This window comes from Myroides odoratimimus (assembly GCF_001485415.1).
Lineage (GTDB): Bacteria > Bacteroidota > Bacteroidia > Flavobacteriales > Flavobacteriaceae > Flavobacterium > Flavobacterium odoratimimum.
This window is the reverse complement of record NZ_BCMQ01000004.1, coordinates 283,419-292,754: the sequence shown is the minus strand read 5'-3', so window position 1 is coordinate 292,754 and position 9,336 is coordinate 283,419. Positions and strand designations below refer to the sequence as shown.

Here is a 9,336-nt window from a genome sequence, read left to right as displayed (position 1 = left end):
CTTTGATATATGGAATATCAACGAACCGGAGGACATAGTGTATCACGTTTAACTGCCCATATAGTATGGGTGACTAAATATCGTTATCCAGTATTGGAAGGAGATATTCAGATACGTTGTCGTAGTCTGATCATTCAGATTTGTGAAGCAGAAGATATTCAAATTTTAAAAGGTGTAGTATCAAAGGACCATGTTCATCTTCATATAGAATATCGACCATCTCAAAACATAAGCAATATTGTCAAACTCTTCAAGGGTCGTACCTCAAGGAAACTCCAAATAGAATTTCCTGAGTTGAAGCACAGATACTGGGGACGTCACTTTTGGGCAATAGGCTTTGGTTGTTGGAGTACAGGAAATATTACTGATGAAATGCTAAATCAATATCTTGAACACCATCGTAAATCAAATGATAACGGAGGTAACTTTATACTTGAGTAAGTAGCTCCACCCAGGCAGACTTTAGTCTGCTTTAACAAACTATGGACTTTCAGTCCATAGTGGTTTATTTAAGTAATTGTATTTTAATTAGCATTTCTTGTGCATTCTTATTCTCAGCATCTAGCTCTAGCGATTTCTGGTAACTCAATAAAGACATTTTATAATCCTTCATTAGAAAGTAAGCTTCTCCTAAGCTATCGTATAAATTAGCATTATTAGTATCATACTGAATCGCTAATTCAAATACCTTTATTGCCTTATCAATCTCTTTTCTCTTCAGAAAGTTATATCCTAAATTATTTAAATAGAATGACCCTGAGAGATAATGTTCTTTATCTGCTTTTAACGTTTTATACTTCTCTAAAGCTAAACTAAAGTTATTTTTAAACTCTTTTTCTAGCAGGGATACTAGGTTTATCTTAGGATAAGTAATTAATGCTGTTTCTATTTTATTATACAATTCTAACCAATCATCTTGTGCAGCATCCGAAGTATTATTCATCATTATTATCATTCCATAACGTGAATCTGGACAAACAAGAATACCACTTTGTACCCCTATTGACGTTCCTGTCTTTCCATAATAAGCACCTTCCTTCAGACCGTATCCCACATCCCAGAAATATCCTTTATCATCACCGTCTTCTTCTTCTTTAAATAATAATCGAGAGGCTTCCTTTATAAAAGGTTGATTGCTTTGTAACTGAAACTTCATAAACTTAGTTAAGTCAGGTAAACTACTTATCATACCATATGATCCACCTAATAGAGGATTTCTTAGTAAAGGAGCTACTTCCCCATTTTCGTTATAACTTATGGCTAATTGTTTCTTATACCTATCATACTCATTTAAAGAAGTCTGCTTCAAGTTAAGCTCATCCAGCAACTCCTGTAATAGCTCTTTATAAGGCTTGTGATATACCTGCTCTAAAATATAAGTAACTAATTCTGGTCCTACTGAGTTATAGTCGTAGAATGTACCTGGTTTCTTATCTAATTTGACTGTTTTTAATTCTTCTAATAGATCAGACATCGTATAACTAAATGGTCTATTTTCATAATATCCCTCTCTCGTCTTCTTATATATTTCATCTAACTCTTTAGGAGCTCTATCTTGAAGCCCCAAAGTATGTGTTACTAAATTCTGAATGGTAATAGGAGTTCCTTCAAACTGCAAATTTGGATAATCTCCTTTTAAATAAGTTCTGATATCATCATTTAGTGTAATCTTTTGCTCTAGAACCGCTTTAGCGACTAAAGAGCCTGCAAAAACTTTAGAAATAGAAGCAATCTCATAGAGTGTATTATCACTAGGTCGTTGTTTGGACTCTTTATCTAATTCTCCATAATACTGCTGATAAACCTCTCCATCTCTATAAATGGCAATCGCTAATGAGTTGACATTACCTTTCTGAAGAGTGCTCTCAGCATATTGATCTATGATCAGACATAGTTCTTTAAAAGATTTATCTACTCCCTTTTCTTGTGATAATTGTTGAATATTATAGTATTTCCCATTTCTATCTTTATATACATCATTTGCCATTCCTGTAAAAGAAATAAACAAAAACGATAATGGAATAATTAATTTATAATTCATAGTTTTAGGTTAATTTATCTGTTGTTAATTAAAAAGTATATACCACTACTATTACAAATCCCACTACATATTGTGATATTCTTTATTCAACTCTAATTGAGCTTATAATAAGCTAAAAATAAACAAAATATGCTCTCCTACTTCATGTAATAAACGAAAAAGAGAGAATAAAAACTGTCGTTCATTACTCTCTCTTCTATATAAAGTTCTATTCTCTAGGAAAATCAGGTCGTTGCATCCTAAAACGCGAACCTGATAATGACTCTAAAAAGGCTACAATAGCTTTAATCTCATCACGGGATAACTTTAATGGCTTCATTAAAGAATCAGTAACAGGATATAATGGATCTGTAAGTTTCTTTTCTGGTGTAGGGTCAATCATGTGCATGCCACTATTATAGATATTGACAATGCCCTCTAGATTATCAAATAAACCATTGTGCATCCATGGTCTAGTATTCAATAAATCCCGTAGAATAGGGGTTTTAAACTGACCTACATGCTCAGGATTTTTTGTAATCTCGTATCTACCTAAATCTTGATACTTTCGTTTATAATACGTCAGCCCTATATTGTGAAATTTATCATCAGTAAGATCTACACCATGATGACAGTTCATACATCTACCCTTTGTTCTAAAGAGATGCATCCCATATATCTCCTGATCAGTTAAAGCTTTATAATTACCATCTATAAATACATCCACTCTACTTCTTTGGCTTTTAATAGTTCGTTGAAAAGCAGCAAGGGACTCTATAATTCTTTTATAAGTTACCTTAGTATCTCCAAAAGCTTCTTCAAAATAACTATTATATCCTTTGATCTTAGTAAGCTTCTCTGGCAATATATCCACATCCATTGCCATCTCATTATGAGCACTTAATGGACCTTTTGCTTGTTCTTCTAAAGTAGTTGCTCTACCATCCCAAAATAATGTTTTTCTATTAGCGACATTATACAAAGTAGGTGTATTTCTATTGCCTTGCAAGTGATCATGTCCTAATGCTACACTTCGCTTATCTGCCCATCCTATCTCTGGGTCGTGACAAGTACTACACGATATTTGGTTAGACTTAGATAACTTTGGGTCGAAGAACAGCATTCGCCCTAACTTAACTATTGGTTGATTTTGATTCTTCATAAAGAGAGAATCTCTTTTTATACTCTGAAATTCCTCCCACACTACTCCTTCATCTATTGTAGGTTGAGGCCAATTAGCAATAGGCTGTTTATAACTCTCGACTATAGCTAAATATTCTGGTGAATCTGGATTGAATAAACTATTAAAATCTGTTTTAAAACTCATGAGTAATAATAAACAGAACATTAATAGTAAACTGCTTTTAATTAAATTCATATTAAAAATTAACTCCTAGCGAAGCTCCCATAAAATGATTGGTTTTATCTCCTGAAAAATTAGTTTGGTTAAAACTTAAAGTCATAAAGACGGGTACAAAATCACTATGCTTATAACTATATTTTAAGGAAATACTATTCTGTACGTAGTTCTGTTTTAAATAATTATAGTCACTCTCCATCCAATACATTATACTCTCTTTTAGTTTTGATTTATTAATCTGATTAGAGGAGTTCGTTGTATTTCTAAACCTTAAGTGATAACTTACTTCAATACTATTGTGACTATTAAGCTCCTGAAGCCAACTAGCATTAACCCCAAAGTAATTGTAAGTAAAGTTTTGCTTATTATTTACTTCTTTGACAGTTTCTTTGATAGACTGGTACATCCAATAAGTACTCAAAGTCAATAGGCTTTTCTCAAACTCCTTTTTATAAAGAACTTCTACTCTATGATTACTATCAGTATAACTATACAACTTCTTTCGCATTAATTCCTTTAAGAAATCTTGATTATTTGTATAATAAATATTAGTTCCTTCTTTCTTCATATATTGCATTGAGTATTTTACAGCTATCTTAGAAGAAGTATTTAGATTAAAAAACTTAGCAGTCATCCATTCATATGACTTGGACTTTAACTCATTAATCTTATTTCCATCACCTTCATTAGATGTAATACTAGCTGAAGCATTTTTATTCATCTTATCATTACTAGTAGTAAACACTAGATAAAAATCATCTTTCTTAGTAATTCCTAAGCCGAATTGTAAACCTAATGTTTCATAGACTGATTTAAATGTCTTACCACTAAAATAATTATTCCATGTACCTAAACCTTGCAATTGATATAATCCAGCTTTTTGCGTTTGGTTAGCAAAAATAATAGAAGTATTCTGTGTGTACTTATGCATTTTACCAAAAGCATCTACCTTCCAGCTAGGTGTAATTTTGTATCCTGCTCCTAATTTTAAATTCATATCTGAAGAAATTGCCTTAGGTCTAGGGTCTCTCTTTTTATAGGCCATATTAGCTATATAGCCTAATTCTACACCAATGCTCCATCTATCTATTTCCTTTACATAACCACCTTTAAACTCATAGATCTCAGCCTTAAGATTATTAGCTACAGAATCCCCCATAATAAAAGGACCTATTTTATCAAGGTCTACATTATTATTCCAAACAATATCCTTGTTCAATTGATTTTTATAAGAAGCACTTCCCCAGATTGTTCTATTATTCTTTAGTTTTTTATAAGAGTTTACATTTAGACGAAGCTCTTCTAATTCACTACCTTTCTGAAGTAAATAGGTATCTCTTTTCTCTTTGTCATAATTCAAAGAAAAATCAGATATGGTAAAAGAACTATAATCCCCCATATTTGAAGGATTATAGTAATATAACTGTTTATAATTTTGCTCGTTTTGATCATATCTCTTCATCAAGTCAAACATAGAAGAAGCTTCTTGTCCTACTACATCTTGAATGGATAAAGCTACAATGACAGATAGAGCGAATACATACGTTTTCAATATGTTTATTTATTAATGAACAATTCCATTTTTTAAACTTGAATCAGAATCTCTTGTAAAATCTACTGTTGAATTATTAGTATCTTTATACATATTCTTTCCATTACTCATTTTTCCAATTACTTTACGGCGAATTGTTTTACCATACCTTGCTGGATCAGAATCTATAGTTCCACATCCTGTCCATCCAGAATCTATAGATACTCCTATTACATTGTGAACCCACCCTTCAACTGATGCTGAATTAACACCGTCAAATATCCATTCATTTGGTATTTTATACGTTTTCTTATTAGTTACTTTACCCGCTTTATTTATATAACTATATTCATATGTATAGTCTGTTAACCATTGTTTTACTGTCACTCCTTCTGGAAATCTAGCAATAGCATAACTCTCTGATCCACGGTCATTTAAAAAGAACATATTGAATGCCATCTGAGTAAAAATTACGTTAGCATTTGGAACTGCTGGATTATCCACCTGTCCTAATTTTGGATTGTCTAAATTTGGGTATTCATAATCAGCCTTGCTTAAATCAAAAGCTGGAATATTGGCTTTTTTGTGATTAGTAGCCATATCAGCGATAACTATAAAGTCACCTGGTTCTACATCTTTAGAATGTTCTTGTGGAATCATTAACACAGCTTGTACAGGGAATGCTTCACCTAATATATCTGGGGTAACATTGTGATTTAATGTTGTGAAAAATTCTGATTGACAGATAAGTAACCCTCCTGTTTTTAATACTTTATCCGTATTGTTAGTCAGTTTGAAGTATCTCCCTCCTGTATATAGTTTTCCTTCTAAAGTACGAACACCAGTGAAGAAAATCTCTTCAATAATAAAATCATTACCAAAGATTTTGATATGTAAATCAATAGATAAATCATGTTGTTCTTGTGTTAAATCAAAAGAAGAATTACCTCCGATCTCCATTTGCTCTCCTGTTACTAGTGTTACTTTACCATTCACTGTAGCTTTATAAGATCCTTTGTCAATAGGAAACTCTAAATTTCCTTTATCTACTAATTTTGTTGTTGTTACTCCAGTGTTTATTTCAACCAATTCTACTACTACATTGTCATAAGATTTAATATTATCAGCTTTTAATTGAATCTTAACGATACTACTTTTACTAGATATAATTTCTGTAGAATTATCATCACTACTACACGATATAGTAGTTGTTGTCAGAAGTCCTAAGGCTAATACTAGGGTAAGTAAGTTTTTTTTCATTTTATGTTATTATTTATGTTTAATTAAAATTTATACGTAAGTTCCATCCCAAAATAAGGTTCTGAGCTATTCTTACGATATACCTTCAATCCATTAAAAGTATAAGGAGAGTAATAAGAAAACAACCTATTTACAAACAGAGACATTTTAAAATCTTTAAAAATTTTCTTTGTTACTTTTAGATTCATACGAATATCAAAATTGTAATGAGAAGCAATATTATCAGTAATACTAACATCACGTACTAACCACTGTTTGTACATATCTTTTCTATCTTCTTTTGTAAAGTCGTGAACGACTTGATCTAATCCAAAATAATATAGAGGTGCAGCTTCTCTATGTTGCCTAGCCTCATCTTTAAAAATAGTTCCTTGAAAAGAACCCGAAATATTCATATCTAAAGCAGGTAAATAAGTATCTATTATTAAGTTATAATTCATTCCTGAATACACATATCCATAATCACTATTATATATCCCCACATAAGGTATCCCTTGACCATTTATAGACTTATTAGGTCTCTCTTGTATCATATCATTGTTTTGATAAATAGTTTTGAAATAAGCCCCACTTAAAGTAAACTTCGTATTGATTCCTTTAAAGCGAGGGGTTGTATATCCAAACTCTATTCCCCTTTTAGCAGTACTACTCCCATTAGTGTTATAACTTAAGCTAGTAAATGTTGTTTTCTTTGTATAAGGTAAATCATTGATATTTGGCTTTTCTGTCATTTCTTCTAGATTTAGACCAGATGTATTATACCTATTATAAGTTTGTACTTGATACTGACCATCACTTCTAAATCCTGTAGGCATTGCCTCATCAAAAACAGTGAAAAATAGTTCATGCTTACCAACACTTAGATCTAAACGAATCTCTTTTTTTGTATTCTTTGCTGCGACTAGACTCCTATTTGTTACATCTTCAACATAGGTCATAAAGTTTACATAGTGCAATGCTGAGTTATCAGGTCTAAAGTTTAGTTGTTGGTGGTCCTTATAGCTTAGATTAGGATATAGCATTCCTTGTGTTGGTTGCTTATACAGTTCTCCATACCCCACTGTTACATCTACTCCTATAGGTATATTAATAATGTCAAAACGAGGTAATTTCCATTGTCCTATGAACCTTGGTTCTATATATAACTTATCACTTAATGAATAAGATTTATCCATTCCTATTCTAGTTGATGCACGGATACCAGCATAAAAACTGATTTGATGCTCATCTATATTCCATAACATTTTATCTCCTATAAAGAAAGCTAGGTTCTGATAAGCAGGTATATCACTATAAGCTCTAGGGCGAGTAGTTAATGATGCAGAAGGTGGTTTTAGTAAGTCATAGATTTGTCCTCTACCATTATTTTTTGCATATTTATAATCCATACCAAACTCTAGACTATGTTTTGACTTTAAGGCATTAAATTCAGCATTTGCTTCTAGTTTAGTATTGATGTCAATCGGTCTTCCTTCTGTCTTCGCATCTGATATAAAGCTTATTTCTGGGAAGTACCCATCATTTACCCCTTGCTCTGTTGCAAGAGAAACTGCCCTTGGTCCACTGTATTGAACAAATACACGTTGACTCAGATTATCAAATCCTTTTCTAATTCCTGTGGTTAATTTTACCTTGTTAAAGAATGAAGAACTCCTAAATTTATACTCAAAATTATTAGATAGAGCCAAAAGTTTCTTATCGTTTTTATATGAGTCTACTAAAGCATATCCACTATCAGGATCTACTTTACTCTCATCAATATTTAGATTAAAATCAACAAAAGATTTCCATACCAATTCATCTACTCCAAACTTAAAAGTTTTAGTTGAACGAGCAGAAAATGCAAAGCGATTATAATTATCATATATATTACGTGGATCTGTTTTAGCATTTAAATAGTCTACACTTAGATTCAAGTCCCAACTTGGTGTAAGACTCAATCCCTTACCAACATAAATAGACTTACTAAATCCATCTGCTTTTATACGTCCTTGTAATCCTGTAGCACCAGATTTACGATTGATAAGAATCAGTCCTGATGTTAAATCTCCGTAAGAAACACCTGGAATACCTCGTACAATCTCTATACTCTCAATATCATTAGTCGGAATAGTACGCATATCTACACCTATACTAGATGTCTCTCTACCCGCATTAACGAATCCGCTACCAGATACTCTCTGATCATTATAGATAGCATTTTGTAAGTCTACATTAGAGTTCATCACATTACCATCCATAACGAATTGTACGCCTAAAGAACTAGTATTATACTTACTACTCTCTTTATTGCCAAATTCCCGAATTAATACGCGATTAGCTGAGTTAAGATTAGGGTCTTTTGATAGACCTCCTGGTAATAGTTCCATAATATCTGCAAAGCTAGAAGGTTGTAAATGTTCCATCGCTTTTCGATTGATAACAGATTTTGAAGACAATCCTTTTCCCTCTTCTGCTGTAATAATAACCTCTTGAAGTTGGTTATAAGAAGTTTTTAATTCTTTTCTAATAAGAATGGCTTTAGTAATATTTACATTACTTTCTAATGCAGTATAAGACAAATGAAAGAACGATATCAAATAATCATCCGCTACTACACTTAATTTTAAATATCCTTTGTCATCCGTCATTCCGAAATAAGAATGTGATAACGATTGTAGTGATATAGCAACATCTGAAATTTTACTTCCTTCAATATCGGTAATCTTAAATTCTACTTCTACTTTTTTATCTTGAGCGTAACTAAGATTAGTAACTAAAAATATAATTAAACAACTTAAAACAAGTGTTAATTTAAAACGATTATTTGCCCCCCTGTGCATCCAAAAAACTTTAAAAACTTTCGAGGCAAAAGTATTTCATTTTAGAATACAAAACAATTTAATAAATCTAAATAAAGATAACTACAACACCGAAATATTCGTACATAATTAATAATCAGTAAATTATTTAGATTATTTATTTAAAGATATTCTAAATAACAGCATCCATTACAGACAAAAAATGACTATATTGGATCAAATTCAATACCTTTTAATTCTTAAATTAAAACTATTTTCTTCTCATAAAACTAATTTAAAAATTAAGGTTTCTACTATTTTATATTTTTAACTTATATATATGAAACTTAATTTATTTATTCCTTTCCCCTTCATGTAGAACAAA

Annotated in this window: 6 protein-coding genes; 1 reads left to right on the top strand and 5 read right to left on the bottom strand. The window is 31.4% G+C overall.

Features of this window, described 5'->3' with window-relative positions:
- Positions 1-9 precede the first annotated feature (9 nt).
- On the top strand, positions 10-441 hold the full coding sequence (gene tnpA / locus MODO_RS06050; protein WP_059050942.1) for an IS200/IS605 family transposase: 432 nt from the start codon (positions 10-12) through the stop codon (positions 439-441).
- A 64-nt stretch (positions 442-505) separates the two neighbouring features.
- On the opposite strand, the gene MODO_RS06045 is transcribed toward tnpA, so the two are convergent.
- From MODO_RS06045 to MODO_RS06025, 5 genes are all read right to left on the bottom strand, one after another.
- Positions 506-2,041, bottom strand: coding sequence for a serine hydrolase domain-containing protein (locus MODO_RS06045; protein ID WP_006265346.1), 1,536 nt, complete (start codon positions 2,039-2,041; stop codon positions 506-508).
- Between the two features lie 208 nt (positions 2,042-2,249).
- Positions 2,250-3,347: a cytochrome-c peroxidase gene (locus MODO_RS06040; RefSeq protein WP_235811655.1), complete on the bottom strand. Its 1,098-nt coding sequence runs from the start codon at positions 3,345-3,347 to the stop codon at positions 2,250-2,252.
- A 52-nt stretch (positions 3,348-3,399) separates the two neighbouring features.
- Positions 3,400-4,932, bottom strand: coding sequence for a DUF6850 family outer membrane beta-barrel protein (locus MODO_RS06035; RefSeq protein WP_059050940.1), 1,533 nt, complete (start codon positions 4,930-4,932; stop codon positions 3,400-3,402).
- Between the two features lie 12 nt (positions 4,933-4,944).
- A complete protein-coding gene (locus tag MODO_RS06030) occupies positions 4,945-6,171 on the bottom strand; it encodes a DUF4876 domain-containing protein (RefSeq protein WP_006263627.1) in 1,227 nt (408 codons plus the stop codon).
- A gap of 23 nt (positions 6,172-6,194) precedes the next feature.
- Entirely contained in the window at positions 6,195-8,993 is a 2,799-nt protein-coding gene (locus MODO_RS06025) for a TonB-dependent receptor plug domain-containing protein (RefSeq protein WP_006263628.1), read from the bottom strand.
- Between the last annotated feature and the right edge of the window lie 343 nt (positions 8,994-9,336).

Bases quoted from the DNA above. Each gene is read 5' to 3' on its own strand.
- MODO_RS06045 (WP_006265346.1), bottom strand. From the start codon at position 2,041: ATGAATTATAAATTAATTATTCCATTATCGTTTTTGTTTATTTCTTTT.
- tnpA (WP_059050942.1), top strand. From the start codon at position 10: ATGGAATATCAACGAACCGGAGGACATAGTGTATCACGTTTAACTGCC.
- MODO_RS06040 (WP_235811655.1), bottom strand. From the start codon at position 3,347: ATGAGTTTTAAAACAGATTTTAATAGTTTATTCAATCCAGATTCACCA.
- MODO_RS06025 (WP_006263628.1), bottom strand. From the start codon at position 8,993: ATGCACAGGGGGGCAAATAATCGTTTTAAATTAACACTTGTTTTAAGT.
- MODO_RS06030 (WP_006263627.1), bottom strand. From the start codon at position 6,171: ATGAAAAAAAACTTACTTACCCTAGTATTAGCCTTAGGACTTCTGACA.